General features: G+C 63.6%; 20 protein-coding genes. 18 read left to right on the top strand and 2 right to left on the bottom strand.

Annotated features, from left to right (window positions below; genetic code table 11):
- Positions 1 to 74: 74 nt before the first annotated feature.
- The 8 genes from PYR64_RS01695 to PYR64_RS21720 all read left to right on the top strand — a co-directional run bounded on the left by PYR64_RS01695 (position 75) and on the right by PYR64_RS21720 (position 4,526).
- Entirely contained in the window at positions 75 to 272 is a 198-nt protein-coding gene (locus PYR64_RS01695; RefSeq protein WP_275777923.1) for a hypothetical protein, read from the top strand.
- On the top strand, positions 269 to 466 hold the full coding sequence (locus PYR64_RS01690) for a hypothetical protein (protein ID WP_275777921.1): 198 nt from the start codon (positions 269 to 271) through the stop codon (positions 464 to 466). The genes PYR64_RS01695 and PYR64_RS01690 overlap by 4 nt, the downstream gene beginning before the upstream one ends.
- A complete protein-coding gene (locus tag PYR64_RS01685; protein ID WP_275777920.1) occupies positions 463 to 666 on the top strand; it encodes a hypothetical protein in 204 nt (67 codons plus the stop codon). Before PYR64_RS01690 ends, PYR64_RS01685 begins: the two co-directional genes overlap by 4 nt.
- Before the next feature lie 3 nt (positions 667 to 669).
- Positions 670 to 1,560 carry a hypothetical protein gene (locus PYR64_RS01680; protein ID WP_275777918.1) on the top strand — a complete coding sequence of 297 codons (891 nt, stop codon included), beginning with the start codon at positions 670 to 672 and terminating at the stop codon, positions 1,558 to 1,560.
- 271 nt (positions 1,561 to 1,831) lie between these two features.
- Positions 1,832 to 1,990 (top strand): hypothetical protein, encoded by a 159-nt coding sequence (locus PYR64_RS01675; RefSeq protein WP_275777917.1) that lies wholly within the window; start codon positions 1,832 to 1,834, stop codon positions 1,988 to 1,990.
- On the top strand, positions 1,987 to 2,220 hold the full coding sequence (locus PYR64_RS01670) for a hypothetical protein (protein ID WP_275777916.1): 234 nt from the start codon (positions 1,987 to 1,989) through the stop codon (positions 2,218 to 2,220). Before PYR64_RS01675 ends, PYR64_RS01670 begins: the two co-directional genes overlap by 4 nt.
- Before the next feature lie 326 nt (positions 2,221 to 2,546).
- Positions 2,547 to 2,693 (top strand): hypothetical protein, encoded by a 147-nt coding sequence (locus PYR64_RS01665; protein WP_275777914.1) that lies wholly within the window; start codon positions 2,547 to 2,549, stop codon positions 2,691 to 2,693.
- Positions 2,694 to 2,696: 3 nt separating this feature from the next.
- Positions 2,697 to 4,526, top strand: coding sequence for an SGNH/GDSL hydrolase family protein (locus PYR64_RS21720; RefSeq protein ID WP_345799340.1), 1,830 nt, complete (start codon positions 2,697 to 2,699; stop codon positions 4,524 to 4,526).
- Positions 4,527 to 4,530: 4 nt separating this feature from the next.
- On the opposite strand, the gene PYR64_RS01655 is transcribed toward PYR64_RS21720, so the two are convergent.
- Positions 4,531 to 5,307, bottom strand: a complete 777-nt coding sequence (locus PYR64_RS01655) for an SGNH/GDSL hydrolase family protein (protein ID WP_275777911.1) — start codon at positions 5,305 to 5,307, stop codon at positions 4,531 to 4,533.
- 155 nt (positions 5,308 to 5,462) lie between these two features.
- On the opposite strand from PYR64_RS01655, the gene PYR64_RS01650 reads away from it, so the two are divergent.
- Positions 5,463 to 5,732 (top strand): hypothetical protein, encoded by a 270-nt coding sequence (locus PYR64_RS01650; protein ID WP_275777909.1) that lies wholly within the window; start codon positions 5,463 to 5,465, stop codon positions 5,730 to 5,732.
- 263 nt (positions 5,733 to 5,995) lie between these two features.
- Entirely contained in the window at positions 5,996 to 6,232 is a 237-nt protein-coding gene (locus tag PYR64_RS01645) for a hypothetical protein (protein ID WP_275777908.1), read from the top strand.
- 3 nt (positions 6,233 to 6,235) lie between these two features.
- Here the strand turns inward: PYR64_RS01645 and PYR64_RS01640 are convergent, their stop codons facing one another.
- Complete coding sequence (locus PYR64_RS01640) at positions 6,236 to 6,454, bottom strand: helix-turn-helix domain-containing protein (RefSeq protein WP_275777907.1); 219 nt, start codon at positions 6,452 to 6,454, stop codon at positions 6,236 to 6,238.
- A gap of 291 nt (positions 6,455 to 6,745) precedes the next feature.
- On the opposite strand from PYR64_RS01640, the gene PYR64_RS01635 reads away from it, so the two are divergent.
- From PYR64_RS01635 to PYR64_RS01600, 8 genes are all read left to right on the top strand, one after another.
- Complete coding sequence (locus tag PYR64_RS01635; RefSeq protein WP_189076139.1) at positions 6,746 to 7,237, top strand: hypothetical protein; 492 nt, start codon at positions 6,746 to 6,748, stop codon at positions 7,235 to 7,237.
- A gap of 134 nt (positions 7,238 to 7,371) precedes the next feature.
- Entirely contained in the window at positions 7,372 to 7,950 is a 579-nt protein-coding gene (locus tag PYR64_RS01630; protein WP_275777905.1) for an SRPBCC family protein, read from the top strand.
- Positions 7,947 to 9,119: a cation:proton antiporter gene (locus tag PYR64_RS01625; RefSeq protein WP_275777903.1), complete on the top strand. Its 1,173-nt coding sequence runs from the start codon at positions 7,947 to 7,949 to the stop codon at positions 9,117 to 9,119. Before PYR64_RS01630 ends, PYR64_RS01625 begins: the two co-directional genes overlap by 4 nt.
- Positions 9,120 to 9,180: 61 nt before the next feature.
- Positions 9,181 to 9,801 carry a hypothetical protein gene (locus tag PYR64_RS01620; protein WP_018777983.1) on the top strand — a complete coding sequence of 207 codons (621 nt, stop codon included), beginning with the start codon at positions 9,181 to 9,183 and terminating at the stop codon, positions 9,799 to 9,801.
- Positions 9,802 to 9,926: 125 nt separating this feature from the next.
- The gene (locus PYR64_RS01615) at positions 9,927 to 10,664 is read left to right on the top strand and encodes a YcnI family protein (protein ID WP_018777984.1); all 738 of its coding nucleotides are present in this window, start codon (positions 9,927 to 9,929) and stop codon (positions 10,662 to 10,664) included.
- A gap of 103 nt (positions 10,665 to 10,767) precedes the next feature.
- The gene (locus PYR64_RS01610) at positions 10,768 to 11,415 is read left to right on the top strand and encodes a DUF4232 domain-containing protein (protein ID WP_275779873.1); all 648 of its coding nucleotides are present in this window, start codon (positions 10,768 to 10,770) and stop codon (positions 11,413 to 11,415) included.
- 55 nt (positions 11,416 to 11,470) lie between these two features.
- A complete protein-coding gene (locus tag PYR64_RS01605) occupies positions 11,471 to 16,471 on the top strand; it encodes a DEAD/DEAH box helicase (RefSeq protein WP_275777901.1) in 5,001 nt (1,666 codons plus the stop codon).
- On the top strand, positions 16,464 to 17,294 hold the full coding sequence (locus tag PYR64_RS01600; protein WP_275777900.1) for a DNA-formamidopyrimidine glycosylase family protein: 831 nt from the start codon (positions 16,464 to 16,466) through the stop codon (positions 17,292 to 17,294). Before PYR64_RS01605 ends, PYR64_RS01600 begins: the two co-directional genes overlap by 8 nt.
- Positions 17,295 to 17,300 lie beyond the last annotated feature (6 nt).

The following is a 17,300-nucleotide window of genomic DNA, read 5'->3' as shown; positions in this document are numbered from 1 at the left end:
CAACCCCCAACGAAACATTGCCCCACGTGCCCCAACAAAACATTGGGAACAGCCCCAACGAAACATTGCCCCCTATGAGTACTGAGGAACCACTGGGAGGAATACAGGATGAAAAACAAGGAGGAGTACAAATCACCAATCAAAAGCACCTCACCAGAGCGAGCGCGGCTGAAAAGCCTGGATTGCTCGAAACCACCTCAGTAGAAGACCGACGCACTGCACAACTCGCAGCCATGGAAGCCCGCTACCCCGACATGTTCGAGGCATCGTGAGCGGCGAACAGCGCCCATACGTCAAGGTCCGCGAATACACCTGGAAGGACCGCTCCGGAAGGGAAGTCCCCGGGCTGTCCCTCTGGCGCCGCAACCTCGTAGCCCACCTTACATACGACGAAGCCCGAGACCTGGCTGACAAGCTCCACGACCTCGTGGACGCAGCCAGCCACACAACCACAGAAAGCAGATGACCAACATGACCCAGCAGCCATCCATCCGTGACATCCTCGCCGCGCACTGGGGAGACGACGCCATCAAGCAGCCCCTCACCCTGGACCTCAACAACCCAGGAGAAGCACCTGAGCCCGTCCCAGCGCTCAACAGCCCCGAACTCAAGAAATCCATCATCCAAGCCATCGCGGACAACGCCAGCCAGCAGAACGGAAACTAACCAATGCGAAACATCGCCCTTCCCCCGGCATACATCGAACAAGTCAATAACGTCGTACAAGCCGGGGGCACCATCACCCAGAAGTTCGAGACCATCGCCGAACGCTGGGAAACCTTCGCGGAACTCGAAGCAACCATGCAGGACGAACTCAACAAAGCCATCCTCGACCCCGAAGCAACGCCGGCGGAACTCGCCCAGCTCCGAGCCCTCGCCCTGGCAGCCCAGAACTCCAACCCAGTCACGGAAGCCGCCGTCCGGAACGAAGCAGGAGCCGCGATCCTCGCAGCCCTCCGCGCCGAGTACCGCACCGTCGCAGCAGCGAACTACGAAACCATCCGGGCAAAGTTCAACGACAAAGCCCGCGAACTGACTGCAGCACTGGAAACCGCCGACGCTGAAGCTTCCCCCGAAGAGATGGTCCAAGCCTCAGCCAAGATCCGCGCAGCATGGTCCGAAGGCCCCATCCGAGCACTCGAACTCACCGACCTCATGCAAGCCCTCCACACGGCCGCCACGCTCGCAGGGAAGGCCGAACCCACCGGACTCCACGACCAATGCCTCATCGGCCTCACAACCGACACCACAGGCCTCCACCGCCGCCGCGTCTGGGAAGCCTGGACCAACACCACCGGACGAGCCGGACACTGGCGCGAACTCTGGAAACTAGGCGCCACCATCGAAGCACCCGAACTCAACAACGCCAAGGCATACCGCGAACCACGCCCAATGGAAATACGAGCAGAACGCGGAGGCATCGGCATCTACCAACTCCCACACGACCCCGAAGACGACGCCCACCGCACCGAAAAGGACCAACTACACAAGACCGCAGCCAAAGCCGGTATCCACGCCATCGACTACGTAGACCCAGACGAGGTAACCCATGTCCACTAAGCCAGGGACCCGGGGGCAGCATGCCCCCGGGGGTCCCCCCAGGCCCGCCTCCGGCATAGTGCCAGATTCACTCTCGGACCCTGGATTAATCGACCTACCGGCCGGGTTGAAGGAAAGAGGCGGCGAACTGTGGAAGTCCGTTACGGATCAATTCGAGCTCGCTCAGCACGAACTGTCGGTTCTCCTAGAAGCCGCGAGGACGGTGGATGCATTGGATGAACTCGAGAACATCATTCAGTCAGAAGGGGTCACGAACGTTTCGCCGCAGGGCGTGAGAGCTCACCCGGCCTTGGTGGAGGCCCGCCAGCAGCGGGTGACGCTGGCCAAGCTTGTGGCTTCGCTCCGGATCCCCATGGACGACGATCAAGCCGCCGGCCGGACCCAGCAGCGGCGCGTAGGCTTCCGATCCGTCCCAGGAGTGGTGGCATGAGGCGCCGGTTGACAGGTCTCAACCAGAAGGTGAGCGAGCTGCCGGACTTCACCCCAGGGCGGCAGCCTACGGATGCCACTTGGGCCGACTATGAGGTCTGGCAAGAGGATCGTGAGGCTTGGGCAGTCAAGAACCTTGCCGGAGGGGCCGCGAATCTCCCGCCATACATGGGGTGGATCCCTGACCAGCCCTGGACGCCCTACGCCGCTGACGGCACCCCGAACTTCTGACGATGACTTGGCGTCAAGCTCACGGCGGGCTGCAACAGGGCAAGTGCCGAAGCATGGCGGGGAGCGTTCACCAGACGACGCGACGATCCGCCAGCGCCAGCAACCGGAACAAATGGGCCGGACTATACCGAAAGGAAACCACCCCCTTCACTCCTCAGCCCTCCGGATGCAACGGAAGCCGCGGCCGCCCAACTTGGGGCGGCCGCGGTACTGCACACACTTTTCCCACGTATTTCAAACCTCGCAGTTGCGGCAAAGCCCGCGTGTTTCGCTTCCCACTCTTGGGGAGCAGTGTCTTGCGATTCGAGCCGAAAGGTAGGCCAACAATGGCTGTAAAGCACGTACCGACCCTTGATGAGTCCGGCAAGATCTTCGACAAGCATCTCCCGGATCGGTTGTCTCCGGAGAACATCCAAGCAAGCACCCTGATCCCGGATCCGGAACACCCCGGCTTCTACCTGATTGGAGAATGACCGATGGTAAACCGCCTCGTATCTGTAGATGACAACTTCACCCTCCCGCCCTCCGTCAAAACAACTGACGCGAACCTCCCCACCCGCCTAGGAGCAACGGCACTGAATGCCACTTATGGCCCCGACGCAGCAGGTATCCAGGCCGCTATTGCGGAGCAAATAGCGGATGCCTTGGCTGGCCTCCCGACGCCCACGGTGGACTACTTCGCGGCGACATTCGCTCCCCCCGCTGGCGGCGATACACCAGCTATCTCGATTACCACGACAGCCCCGGTCGGAACTTTGGCGCGAGAGCTACGCACTGCCCCATCTGGCCCTGTCGATCTAGTGAATGACCCCTCATTCAGGTATGACGGAATGCTCAGCCTCCCCGCGGATCCAGCGAATGCCGCAGCCTTTGTCCGAACGACAGACCTGCCAGGTGGTGCGGGGCAGGGAGCTCAGTATCAGCTTCGCATCGAAACCTACACACCAGCAGTTGCCCAAGTCGCCTACAAGGTTCGCGCAGGCCTAACAGGGCTTTCTCTGCGGTTCAGTGTTGGTGGGCGTTGGGTGACACAGGAGGCGACTAGGTTCACTGGCCTTACTTCCGGCGCGACGTACTACATCGTCCTGACCTTTCCGACGGCGCGTCGCCGTCGAGTACTCATGGAGTACGGCGGTTCCGGAATGTCATTCGGCGGAATGATCGCCGCGTCGGGCACGTTCACTCGCCCTGCTGAGCCCGTTCAACGGAAACTCGCCGTCCTGGGAGATTCGTATTCGGGCGGTTCGGGCATTGCTCCTGACGGGGCTTTGCGATTCGAAACTTGGTGCAACTTTGTGGCCAAACTGCTGGGCGCTGGGTCCTTCATTAACTTTGGAATCGGAGGAACTGGCTGGATCACAGACGGCTCAGGAACCACTAAGTTCAGCGGTCGGGCGGCGGATATCTTGACATACAACCCAGATATCCTGCTCATTCTGGGCTCGCGAAATGACGCGAATGACAGCGCCGCTCTTACAGCGGCAGTGACTAGCTTGCTGAACAGCTTCGCCACGATCCCAGAGGTCTACGTCTCTGGCCCATCGACAAGCCCGTTTAGTGGACGCAACTCTGCGGTGAAGGCTGCCACTATCGCTGTGGGACGCCCATTCCTGGATGGGATCGCGGAGTCATGGATCACCGAGGCTGATCTTGGGCCGGACGGGGTGCACCCCACCTTTGCGGGACACAAGAAGATTGCACGCGGCTACTATCAAGGGATCCTCGCAAACCCTGACGTGTCAGGCGGCACGGTTCCGCCCGGACCCACCACGATATTCGCGGACGATTTTGAACGGGCCGACGGAAACCTCTACGGATCTACCACTCCGACGGGTGGGCTCACCTGGGCTGCGGCAGGACCCGATACGGCAGTCATTTCCAGCGGCGCCGTAGCCTTGACAGCAACTACCGAGCAATTCGCGTTCGTCATGGCTGGAACTACCACCAATGGCCGGCTCTCAGCAACCCTGACAGCGGGAGCTCGTGGCGAGCTTCTGATGCGCTACCAGAATGTCAGTAACTATCTCTGGCTTGATGGCAACACGACAAGCCCATTCAAGTATCGCCTGCGGCAGCGAGTCGGTGGCGTCAACACGGACATAGCCACGCTTGAGGCCGTCCCAACTCCGGGGGATCAGATTGTTGTAGATCTCAACGGGACCTCGGCCACGGTTTCCATCAACGGGACGACGCTCTTTACGGGCACAGTTCCGGCCATCGCAGGCGGCTATGGGTACGGCTTCATCGCTTACCCATCCACCACTTCGCAGCGTTGGGGCTCCATCAGCCTTACGACGCTTCCGTGAGGGCCTAGCGGAGCGCCGTGGCGACGCGCTCCGCTATCGCCGCGTGGCCTGCATCAGTGACGTGCGCTTTGTCTTTGGCGATCATGTTGGCATTGAAGGCTGGTGGATCAATCATGCTGACGTAGGTGGCTCCCACTTTGGCGGCAGCATCTTGGACCGCCTTGTCCAAGCCCAGCACCAAAGGATCCACACCCCAGGGAGTGGACGGCCCAACGGCGACGATCTTGACTGTAGGTAGTCCAGCTCGGATGGTTTGGTAGACGTCTTCGACTGCTGCCGTGACCGCAGCCGGGTCTTTCTTGAAGTCATCGAAATCATTCTGGCCACCGGAGACGACAAAGTACGTGGCGTCCTTCTCAGCGAGGCCCTGCTGCACCATTTCTTTGTAGGCCGGGCAGAACGACAGTCCGCAACCAGACGGGCCAGACGTGGACACGTAGCCCGTCCCGCCCTTGCCAAGGTTCACGTACGCCAGATTCGATTTAGCAGCGAGGACTTCCACCCACTTGTTCGGGGCGGCTGAGGCCCCGACGCCCTGAGTGTAGGAATCCCCGATAAAAACCGCCAACGGGCGCGTGTCTTTGGTAGGGGTTGGCACGGCGCTGTTCTGTGCGTAGTACTCAGCGACCTTGCTGCTAACTTCGGGGACAGCCGGACGTCCAACACCCAGGGCAAGAGCAGTGCCTAGCCCGCCGAACACGAGTAGAGCCGCGGCGCCGACAGCAATGAGCTTATTGCGCTTGGCCCGGCGGCGCGAAGAACTGGACAAGATAACCCCCATGGTCACAATTTCAAAGTCAAGCCAAATTCTACGGCCTCTCGCGGGGTTCCCCGCACTCAGGTTTTAGGGGCAAGTAAGACCGGTATTGCCAGCAACGCAAGAGCCCCCGCCCTCCACGGAAAGGCGGGGGCCCTTTGCTGAGCTACTGTGTGGCCATGGCGATACTTTGCATCATCCTCGAACTCATCGGCTGGGTGCTCCCCATCGGCGCCGCCGTTTTCGCATTCTTCCGCACGTATCCCACCATGCCAGATCCAGCACGAGGGGAAGTCACCAAATACGGCCAAGTTGAACTGTGGATGAAGCATGACATCCCCGAGCTCTTCCGCTCCCGCCGCTCAGCACTCAAGTGGCCGGCACTTGTGGCCGCCTTCGGCCTCACCTGCTCCACTGTGTCAAGCATCCTGTCCATCATGTACCTCTGAGCCAGGACAAACTCTCTCAGTCGCCGTCTGGCAACTGTTCCAGCTTGTCTTGGCGGTAAGTCCGGATCTCGCCTGTCTCGTCCAAACAGACGTCAACAACGAAGATGTTCGACTTGTCGCCAATTCAGCGTCCGCACCTTGAAGCAGGCCGTCTATGACGGCAACCTCATGGCCCGCTACGCCAATTCCAAGGGAGTGATCCGAGTGGAAGACCTAGCTAAATGGTTGGATGAGCTGCCGGCCGAGCCCCCTAGTGGCCACTCGTGAGCGCTGACAAAGCTTTCCGCACGCCTGAAGAAGTCGCCCCAGAGCTGGGCATGACCAAGACCGAACTCCGGCGCTACTGCAAAGAATCCGGCCATCACACACGGCTTAGCAAAAACCGCATCATGCTGCACGCCGACGACATCACCAACATCATCGTCTGGGTACGGGCAAAGCAGTCAAAAAAGGACGAGTGGTGGACCGAGGCCGAGCCAGAGAAAGACCCTTTCGCCTGACTTCTAGCCAAGTTCGGACGGCAGCGCGTCCAGCCAGGCGTCCAGCTCCTTTGCTTGTATGACTGGTTTGCTGCCGATGTACTTGACTGCGATGTCTCCGCGTTCGACGAGCCTTTGCAGAGTTCGGACTGATACGCCCACCGCGGCCGCGGCTTCCGGATAGGTGTAGGCGAGCTTGGTGGCATGGCATGGGCAACAGTCTGCTTGGGGATGGTGAGGCATGTGGGCAAGTCTCTCAGACGCAGAGGGCACAATCTGGGCACATTTTGGGCACATCTCCGGCTATTTCCAGTGATGTCGGGTGATGTAAATCCCCGCAATCTCAAGGTTGTCGCCCCCACTGATGTCGCGGGAGAGGTTTCAAATCCCACCGTCACCGCCAATGAGAACCCCTGGGAAACCGGGGTTTTTCCGCATTCTCAGCGTCTTTGTGGTGTATTTTTCGAGCAGTGGTCGTCCACCAATAAGCCATTTCGGAAAGGCCACTGCCGCCATCCAAAGAGGGGAATCCACATGCGTCGACGCATCGTGTTGGCCGCATTGGCGGTCTTCTGTGCGGGAATGGCCACATCCTGCGCCGGCTCCGCTCCTCTTCAGTTGGATGCCGGCACCACAACTGTCGAGTACAGCTTCCGCGACAGCTCAGTCCCGCCCCAGTACCACCGCAGCTTCGTGATCAAAGCTTCGAAAGACGAGGCATCCATCACCGTGGACTCATATGGCGACGTGCTGGGCCAGGAGACCAGTGTCATGCCGGCCGATACGTGGACCCAGGTCTTGGACTCGGCAAAAACCCTGCCCTCCCGTGCCGCCAAGATCAGCGAACCCAAACCCGGTTGCACGGGAGGCACGGGATCGAAAATCACCATCCGGGACAGCGGCGGGGAACGCTACTCCAAGTCAGTTGAAAACTGCGGTGGCCGATCCGATCAGCCTTTGACCGAGACCGCGGGCCTCCTTGAAGCCCTGTTCGACATGGACAAATTGCTGAAAACCGGCAAATAGCGCGTCGAGGGGCGAGGTTTCGGGACTTTCGCGAAGGCAAAGAGCCGGGATCTAACCCTTCGCCGCGGCCAGGAGTAGATTTAGGCCGGATGCCGCATGGCACCCTCGGAACCTCACGGACCGTGGAGGCGGCAATGGCCACGTCATCACAGCAAAAAGGCAAAAGCACGGACTACGAGTTCGTCACCGTGTGGCGAGTGGCCGGCACACGTGAGGAAGTCGTGGACGTCCTCGGCGACGCCGGAACCCTCACGGAGTGGTGGCCATCGGTCTACCTGGACGTTACGAGAGTAACCCCGGGCGACCCCGACGGCGTGGGTGCTTCCTTCGACCTCCACACCAAGGGATGGCTCCCCTACACCTTGCGGTGGCGGCTCACCATCACCGAACCTGTCTCCCTTGACGGCTTCGCACTCACAGCCAAGGGCGACCTGAATGGAACCGGCCGCTGGACGTTCGAAACCGACGGCCCCGAAGTTGTCATCACCTACGACTGGCGGGTCAGCACAGCCAAACCGCTACTACGCAGACTGAGCTGGCTCCTCAAACCGGCCTTCTCCGCGAACCATCACTGGGCCATGGCGCGAGGTGAGGAAAGCTTGAAACTTGAGCTCCGCCGTCGTAGGTCCACAGCCGATCCGGCCCGCGTACCGGCACCGCCGGGTCCGACCTTCACTCCGCGGCGCAAAGCAACTCCCGGGCAAAGCAGTTGACATTCTTTCAGCTCGCCCTGATCTCGGCAGCGGCCCTCTTGGGGCCGCTGCTCGCGTTGCCACGGAAATGGCATTTGCCTGTTGTCCTGGGCCAACTGCTGGCGGGCATCGTCATTGGCCGGACAGGCCTGCAGGCAGTGGACCCCGGGGACCCTGCGTTTACGTTGATGGCCGATGTCGGCTTCGCGCTGATCATGTTCGTTGCCGGCACGCACGTCCCTATACGGGACAAAGCGATCAGGGCTGCCGTGGGCGGCGGCGCGACCAGAGCGGGGGCCGCGGCACTACTGGCCGTCGTGACGGGTTTGGGGATTGCTGCCGTTTTCGGAACCGGCCATGCGCCCGTGTACATCGTGTTGCTGGCGTCGTCTTCGGCCGCCTTGGTGCTGCCGATCGTCGATTCCTTGGGACTGCGCGGACCGAAGGTACTGACCATGACCGCCCAGGTGGCGATAGCCGACATAGCCTGCATCGTGGCACTCCCCCTGGCGGTCGATCCGCCCAACGCGGGCCGCGCAGCTCTGGGCGCCGCCGCGGTAGCGGTCAGCGCGCTGCTCCTGTACGTCATCCTTCGCGCCTTGGAACGCCGCGGCACACGCGGCCGCCTGCACGACGTCTCCGAAGACAGAAAGTTCGCGCTGGAGCTACGAATCCAGTTGACCTTATTGTTTGCCTTGGCAGGTCTGGCCGTTTTGGGGCACGTGTCCGTGATGCTGGCCGGCTTCTCCTTTGGCCTTGTCGTGGCAGCCGTGGGTGAACCCCGGCGGCTTGCCCATCAGCTTTTCGCAGTGAGTGACGGTTTCCTCGGACCGGTCTTCTTCGTATGGCTTGGCGCGTCCTTGAACCTGAACGACCTCGGATCGAACCCCCAAATGATTCTCCTGGGCCTCTGCCTTGGCGCAGGCACCCTTTTGGTTCACGCCGCCATGCGGCTCTTTGGACAGCCTCTGCCGCTGGCCGTCCTCTCCGCATCCCAACTCGGCGTGCCCGTGGCGGCCGTGACCATCGGCGCACAGTCGCACCTTCTTCAACCGGGCGAGGGCGCGGCGATGCTTTTGGGCGCGCTCATCACCATTGCGGCCAGCGCAATCGCGGGGCGGACGGCAGCCGCCGCCCAAGACGCGGCAGCGAACCCATCCGGGACCAGACCGGCACCGAACTCCCGATAGAATCGAAGCCGTTGCCGTCCACGTCGACAAGCCAACACAAGCAAGAAGAAAGGGAGGACCCGTGCGCACTTCACAGCCCCGGGCACCCTTCCACGCCTTGCGGTCCGGCGCGATCGCGCTGGTCATCCTTGGCTTGGCTGCCGGAGCCCACGTCATTGGCGGCGGATTGCTGCCGATGGCCCCGGTGCTCCTGGCCTTGCTCGCGCTGACGGCGCTGGCCACCACGCTGGCCACCCGGTTCCGGCTGAACGCCGTCACCATGGCGGCCCTGCTTGGCGCAGGACAACTCGCACTCCATGAGGCTTTCACTGCCCTCGGGCCCGTTGCTGCCGACTCACCAGGAACAGCCCACCACCTCGGCAACGAATCACTGAACCCTGCCCTGCAAACGGTGACAGAACATACCCACGAGCTTGGTTCCACCGTGGGCGTCCTGATGCTGATGGCGCACGTCGCGGCCACCTTGGGGTCTGCCCTCGTCCTGGCCAAGGGCGAGGATGCGCTCTGGCAGCTGGCCGCGTGGCTCCGACCGCTGGTTGCCCTGCCCACGCTGCTGTTCAGGCCCGACGCCGGTGCGTCGCCTGTCGCAGTAGGCGCACCTGACGTTTTCATCCCCCGCCCCTGGCGGAACCTAAGGCAAGACAGCCGCCGCGGCCCGCCCGCCGTCGTCGTCCTTAGCTAGTTCCGCCCGGCACCCAAGCTGCAAAGCACCAATGCTGCAAAGCCAGCAAACGCCTTTGCACGGTGACGGGCTCCCAAACCCGTACCCCAGCGCCCCCTCACTTGGCGCACCCGAAAGGCAACCCCATGAAGAAGTCCTCGCTTCGCCGTACCCTGTCCGCTACCGCCGTTGCCGGTGGAACCGCTGCCCTGATGATGGCCGGTATCGCAGGGGCGTCGGCCCACGTCGGTGTCGACCCCAACAAGACCGCGGCAAACTCCTACGCTCTGTTGACGTTCAGCGTTCCCCACGGTTGCGGCACATCCGGCACCACCAAAATTGCCATCAGCCTCCCCGAGGAACTGACCGACGCAACCCCCACCGTCAACCCGAACTGGAACGTGGAGAAGGTGACGGAAAACCTCGCCGAGCCCAAGAAGCTGGACGACGGCACGTCCATCACCAAGCGCACCAGCCAGATCGTGTACACGGCCAAGGCGCCACTGGATCCGCACATGCGCGATGCCCTGGTCCTCTCGGTGAAGCTGCCTGACGCCGCCGGCAAGACCATCTACTTCCCCACGTTCCAGACGTGCGAAACGGGAAAGACGGACTGGATCGAGATTCCCAAGGACGGCCAGAGCGAGGATGACCTGAAGTCGCCCGCTCCGGCCATCGCCATCACCCCGGCGGACGCTGCGGGAGACCACCACGCTGCCGCCAGCGTCTCCACCGAGCAGGCGTCCTCGGTAACCGACGACGGGTCGCAGGCCCGGAGCTGGGCCGGCCTGATCGCAGGCATCGCGGGCCTCGGACTCGGTGGCGCGGCGTTCTTCCGCAGCCGCTCGGCCAAGCCCGCCGCAGTGAAGGCAGACACCAAGTAAATCAGTGCAGGTGGCGCCCGGAAGATCACGATCCGGGCGCCAATCTGCCCTGTAACCCGTGGCTGAATTGACTAGCGCCACCGCCGAAGCAAGGCTGGTGCCCATGTGGACTCAGCGCATCAAAACCGGTCTTGTGACGACGACGGCGGCCGCCTCGCTGCTGCTTCTTGCGGCTTGCGGGCCAAGCCCCAGCCCGGCGGAATCAAGCAGTGCCCCGCCAAGTTCTTCCACTCCCTCGGCATCGTCGACGTCGGCCTCCCCCTCCGCGACGGCCTCCACAACGCTTTCGCAGTCTCCCACCCCGACCACCACGTCCGCGCCTCCTGCAGCCGTTGGACAGTGCAAGGCCGCAAGCCTGACTGCGGCCACCGATGCCACTGGCGGCGGAGCAGCCGGCAGCGTCTACGAGAAGCTGATCCTGACCAACTCGGGAACGGCTCCCTGCATTGTTGAGGGCTTCGCCGGGGTATCCCTGACGGCGGACGCCAATGGCGAACCGATCGGCGAACCGGCGACCCGGGAAACCACCACCCCGGTGACCAAGATCGAGCTGGCTCCGGGCAAGTCGGCGTGGGCGGAAATCCGCTACACGCAGGCGGGCAACTACGGCGACTGCACCAAGGTTCCTGCGGCCGGGCTGCGCATCTACCCGCCGAATGACACTGCCTCGCTGTTTGTCGCCGAACAGCACGATGCGTGCAGCAACGCCGGGATCAAGCTGCTGACAGTCACTGCCTTCCAGGCTGTTTGACCGCTTCCCCACGGTTCCGGCTTATTCTGTCGGAGCCGTGGGGCATGATGGATGAATGCAGGAGCCGCAGACGTCCGTTGGCGCCATCAGCCGTTTCAGCCAGGCAACCAGGGAATGGTTCCTCGGCGCTTTTTCCGAGCCCACGCCTGCGCAGGACGGCGCCTGGAATGCCATCTCTTCGGGTTCCCATGCCTTGGTCGTAGCGCCCACCGGATCCGGTAAAACGCTCGCCGCCTTCTTGTGGGCCCTGGACAGACTCCACGCCACCCCCACTGACACGCTCCCCGGGCTGGAGAGCGTGCCGGCGAACGGCAAGGGGCGGGCCAAGCGTCCGAAAACCAAAACACGCGTCCTCTATATCTCACCGCTCAAGGCGCTGGGTGTCGACGTCGAACGAAACCTCCGGTCACCGCTGATCGGCATCACGCAGACCGCCAAGCGCTTGGGATTGCCGGCACCACTGGTGACGGTGGGCGTTCGCTCCGGAGATACGACGGCGGCGGATCGCCGCACGCTGCTGACCAACCCTCCGGACATCCTCATCACCACCCCGGAATCCCTGTTCCTTATGCTGACGTCCCGTGCCCGGGAGACGCTCAGCGAAGTGGACACCATCATCATTGACGAAGTGCACGCCGTTGCGGGTACCAAGCGTGGGGCACACCTGGCTGTCTCCCTTGAGCGCTTGGATGCGTTGCTTCCCAAACCCGCTCAGCGCATCGGGCTCTCTGCCACGGTCCAGCCCCGCGAGTTGGTGGCCCAGTTCCTGGCCGGCCAGGCTCCCGTCGAAATCGTCGCTCCGCCGTCAAAGAAGAACTGGAACCTCACGGTCACTGTGCCTGTGGAGGACATGTCGGACCTGCAGGGTGCGGCCGGAGCGTTCGATTCCGGCCCGGCGTCAGGGCTGCAACCGCAGGCGTCGATCTGGCCGCATGTGGAGGAACAGATCGTGGATCTGGTCCTGTCCAAGCAATCCACCATTGTCTTTGCGAACTCCCGACGCCTTTCGGAGCGCCTGACGGCCCGCTTGAATGAGATCTATGCCGAACGCCAGTTGATGGCAGTGGGAGGCGGGGAATGGGCGGCCCCCGAGTCGAAGGCGGGCGAGCCCAACCCTGCCGTTCCGGCCTCCACGTCAACCCCCGCGCACATGATGGCCCAGGCAGGCAGTACCACCGGCGCGGATCCTGTCCTCGCCCGCGCCCACCACGGCTCGGTTTCCAAGGACCAGCGCGCCATGATCGAGGACGACCTCAAGTCGGGCAGGCTGCGTTGCGTCGTTGCCACGTCCTCCTTGGAACTGGGCATCGATATGGGTGCCGTGGACCTCGTGATCCAGGTGGAATCACCGCCGTCGGTAGCCAGCGGCCTCCAGCGCGTGGGACGTGCCGGCCACCAGGTGGGCGAGATCTCCGAAGGCGTGTTGTTCCCCAAGCACCGGGCTGACCTCCTGCACACCAGCGTCACCGTCGAGCGGATGCTCAGTGGCCAGATCGAGCGGCTGAGCATACCTACCAACCCCCTGGACATCCTGGCCCAGCAGACGGTCGCAGCCACGGCATTGGGAAGCATCGACGTCGAAGAGTGGTTCAGCACGGTGCGTCGTTCGGCGCCGTTCGCCAGCCTTCCACGCTCAGCGTTCGAGGCCACCTTGGACCTGTTGGCAGGCCGCTACCCCTCGGACGAATTTGCTGAGCTCCGGCCACGCATCATCTGGGATCGGCACGCAGGAACCATCGAAGGCCGGCCCGGCGCCCAACGCCTGGCGGTAACCTCCGGCGGTACCATCCCGGACCGTGGCCTCTTTGGCGTCTACATCATCGGCACAGAAGTTGAGGGCTCGTCCTCCCCGGCCAGTGCGGACGGCAGTGAACCCACGGCCTCTGCCCGCACAGCGAAGGGCGGACGCCGCGTCGGCGAGCTCGACGAAGAGATGGTGTACGAGTCCCGGGTAGGCGACGTTTTCGCCCTCGGTGCCACCAGTTGGAAGATCGAGGACATCACCCACGATCGCGTGCTGGTCTCCCCCGCTTTCGGCCAGCCCGGGAAGCTTCCTTTCTGGAAGGGTGATTCCCTGGGCCGTCCTGTTGATTTGGGCAAAGCACTGGGCGCCTTCATCCGGGAACTCTCAGCTGCCGATGATGCCCCCGCCATGGAACGCTGCCAAGCCAGCGGCCTGGATGCCTTTGCCGCCAGCAACCTGCTGCAATACCTCCGGGAACAAAAGGAAGCCACGGAAATCGTTCCCAGTGACCGGACCCTGGTGGTGGAGCGTTTCCACGATGAACTCGGAGACTGGCGGGTGGTCCTGCACAGTCCCTTCGGCATGCCGGTCCACGCCCCGTGGGCCCTCGCCGTCGGACAACGCCTGCATCAACGCTACGGCCTGGATGGCTCGGCCATGGCCGCTGACGACGGGATTGTCCTCCGCGTGCCCATGATGGAGGACGAACCACCCGGAGCTGAGCTGTTCCTCTTCGACCCCGAAGAACTTGAACAGATTGTCACGGCAGAGGTCGGTGGCAGCGCACTGTTCGCCTCACGATTCCGCGAGTGCGCCGCCAGGGCCCTGCTCCTCCCCCGGCAGAATCCCGCAAAGCGTCAACCCCTGTGGCAGCAACGGCAGCGCTCGGCCCAGTTGCTGGATGTCGCCCGGAAGTACCCCTCTTTCCCCATCGTGCTCGAAACGGTGCGGGAATGCCTGCAGGATGTTTACGATCTGCCCGCGCTGAAAGACATCGCAGCATCCGTGGAGCGCCGCGAACTACGGATCGTGGAAACCACCACCCAGCAGCCCTCGCCTTTCGCAAAGTCACTCCTGTTCGGATACGTAGCCCAGTTCCTCTACGAGGGCGACTCCCCCTTGGCAGAGCGGCGGGCTGCCGCCCTGGCACTGGACTCGACGCTGCTCAACGAACTCCTGGGCCGCGTGGAACTGCGCGAACTCCTGGACGCCGCGGTCATCGACGCAACCGAAATGGAGCTGCAACGGCTTGCACCGGACCGCCGGGTCCGTGGGATGGAAGGAGTCGCCGACCTGCTGCGACTCCTCGGCCCACTCAGCATCGACGAGGTGGCCGAGCGGCTGCAAGGGATGGAACAGCCGGAGGCTGCCCTGCAACCGGCCACGCTGGACCAGCCGCTGGACCATCCGCTGGACCCCGATGATCCGGACCACGTTGAGGAAACACCTCCGGCCGCTCCCCACGGCACAGTGTCCGACGCCGAATCCCACCTTGCTGCGCTGCAGAAAGCCAACCGTGCACTCAAGGTGACAATCGGCGGCGTCGAACGCTTTGCTGCGGTAGAGGACGCGGCCCGGCTCCGCGACGCCATCGGTGTCCCGCTGCCCATGGGCGTTCCGCTGGCCTTCATCGAACCGGTCAGCGATCCCCTGGGCGATCTCGTTTCCCGCTACGCCCGCACCCATGGGCCCTTCACTGCCGCGGAGGCAGCGTCGAGGCTGGGGCTGGGCGTCGCTGTCGTCAATACCGCCCTGAAACGCCTGGCCGGGGATGGCCGCGTGGTGGAAGGCGAGTTCCGGCCGCACGCTGTGGCGGAGCAGCCCACCGAAGCCGTTGAACCGGAACTGATGACCCTTGACGCACCGCCCTCCAGCGAGTGGTGCGATGCCGAGGTCCTCAGGAAGCTCCGGCGTCGTTCCCTCGCCGCGCTGCGGGCCGAAGTGGAACCCGTGGACACAGCAGCCTACGGACGGTTCCTTCCTGCATGGCAGAACGTGACCACCCCCGGAAAGTCCCGCAGCCAGGCGCTCCGCGGACTCGACGGCATCATCACGGCCGTGGACCAGCTCTCCGGAGTACCCATCCCCGCGTCCGCCTGGGAACTGCTGGTGCTGGCGAGCCGCGTGGCTGACTACAAACCGGCCATGCTCGATGAACTGATGGCGGCCGGGGAACTGCTCTGGTCCGGGGCCGGGTCGCTGCCAGGAAACGACGGCTGGATCAGCCTGCACGTGGCCGATTCCGCAGAACTGACCCTCAACCCCGCACCTGACTTTGAACCGGGCGACGCACAGCAGCGGCTCCTGGAACACTTCAGCGCCGGAGGCGGCTACTTCTTCCGGCAACTTACCGAAGTGGCAGGCGGCATGGACGCAGTACTCAGCGACGACGCCGTCGTGACGGCCCTGTGGGACCTGGTGTGGGCCGGCCGCGTCACCGGCGATACCTTCGCCCCCGTGCGGGCCATGATCTCCGGCGGCAAGACAGCCCACCGGCAAGTTGCCAAGGCCCCCAGGGCGAGGACTCCGCGGATGAGCAGGCTTGGCCGCTCGCACGGGACCGGACTGCTGGGCTCGCCCGGTCTCACCGGCGGACGCTACGGCTCGGTTAGCGGCGGCGTTGCACCGGCACCACCCTCGGCTGTGGGCCGGTGGTCGGCGTTGCCTGCGCCCGAACTGGACCCCACCATCCATGCCCGGGGCACCGCTGAGCTGCTGCTGGACAGGTACGGTGTGGTGACCCGCGGTTCGGTCATGGCGGAGAACATCATCGGCGGCTTCGGCCTCATGTACAAAGTCCTTGCACGGCTCGAAGAAGCCGGGCGGTGCCGCCGCGGTTACTTCATCGAGCACCTCGGAGCGGCCCAGTTCGCCGTCCCCGCGACGGTGGACCGGCTGAGGTCATCCACTGAAGACGCCCGCATCTCCAAGGCGGAGCCCGTTGCCCTTGCACTGGCCGCAACCGATCCCGCGAACCCGTACGGTGCAGCGCTCCCTTGGCCGGCCCTGTCCGTCGACGCCGGGTCCGGCCACCGGCCCGGACGCAAGGCGGGGGCGCTGGTGGTCATGGTCGACGGCGCCCTGGTCCTTTACGTCGAACGCGGCGGCAAGACGCTGCTCACCTTCAACCAGGAAGAGCCCGTGTTGGCTGTTGCCGCCCAGGCGCTGGTTGATGTGGTGCGTCGCGGAGCCGTAGACAAGCTCTTCATGGAGAAGGTCAACGGCCACGACCTCCTGGACACCCCGATTGCCGCAGCTTTGGCGTCCGCCGGGGCCTACTCCACTCCGAAGGGACTACGGATCCGTGCCTGAAGGCGATTCCATTTGGCGGGCCGCCAACCGGCTCAACGAGGCCTTGGCGGGCCAAGTCATCACAGCTTCCGACTTCCGCGTACCCCGTTTCGCCACCCTCAACCTGACTGGCTGGACCATGACCGAAGTGGTCCCCAGGGGCAAGCACCTGCTCATGCGCTTGACCGGCCCCGTTGACGACGAGCCCGGTGCCAGCAGGAAACCCCGGGCACTGACCATCCACTCCCACCTCAAAATGGAGGGTAACTGGATGATTTACCCGCCGGGTGGTCGATGGACCAAGCCGGGCCACACGGCACGTTGCGTCCTCCGCACGGCAACTGCCGACGCGGTCGGGTTCTCCCTGGGCATCCTGGAAGTCGTGCCCACCGCCGAGGAAGACAAAATCGTGGGACACCTCGGACCCGACCTCCTGGGGCCGGACTGGGACGAGGAAGAAGCCCTGCGCAGGCTGAAGGCCGAGCCGGACGTTACGGTCGGCTTCGCCTTGCTGGACCAACGGAAACTGGCAGGGATCGGCAACATTTACCGCTGCGAGGCATGCTACCTTTCGGGCATCCACCCGGCCCTGCCGGTCGGAGAAGTCCCGGATCTGGCCAAGACCGTCACCGACGCCAAACGCCTCCTGGGCGAAAACCTTGGACCTGGCCGCCGGACCACTTTGGGCCCACGAGCCCTGCGTCCCGGCTACTGGGTTTACGGCCGGGAACGCCAACCCTGCAGGCGATGCGGCGCCACGATCCGCCGTGGCCTGCTGTCAGGACCGGACGGAACCGAAGAACGCGACATCTACTTCTGCCCGCGCTGCCAACCCGCTCCCTAGAAGCCG

It is taken from the genome of Paenarthrobacter sp. Y-19 (assembly GCF_029223985.1).
GTDB lineage: Bacteria > Actinomycetota > Actinomycetes > Actinomycetales > Micrococcaceae > Arthrobacter > Arthrobacter nicotinovorans.
This window is presented reverse-complemented; position numbering and strand designations above follow the sequence as displayed.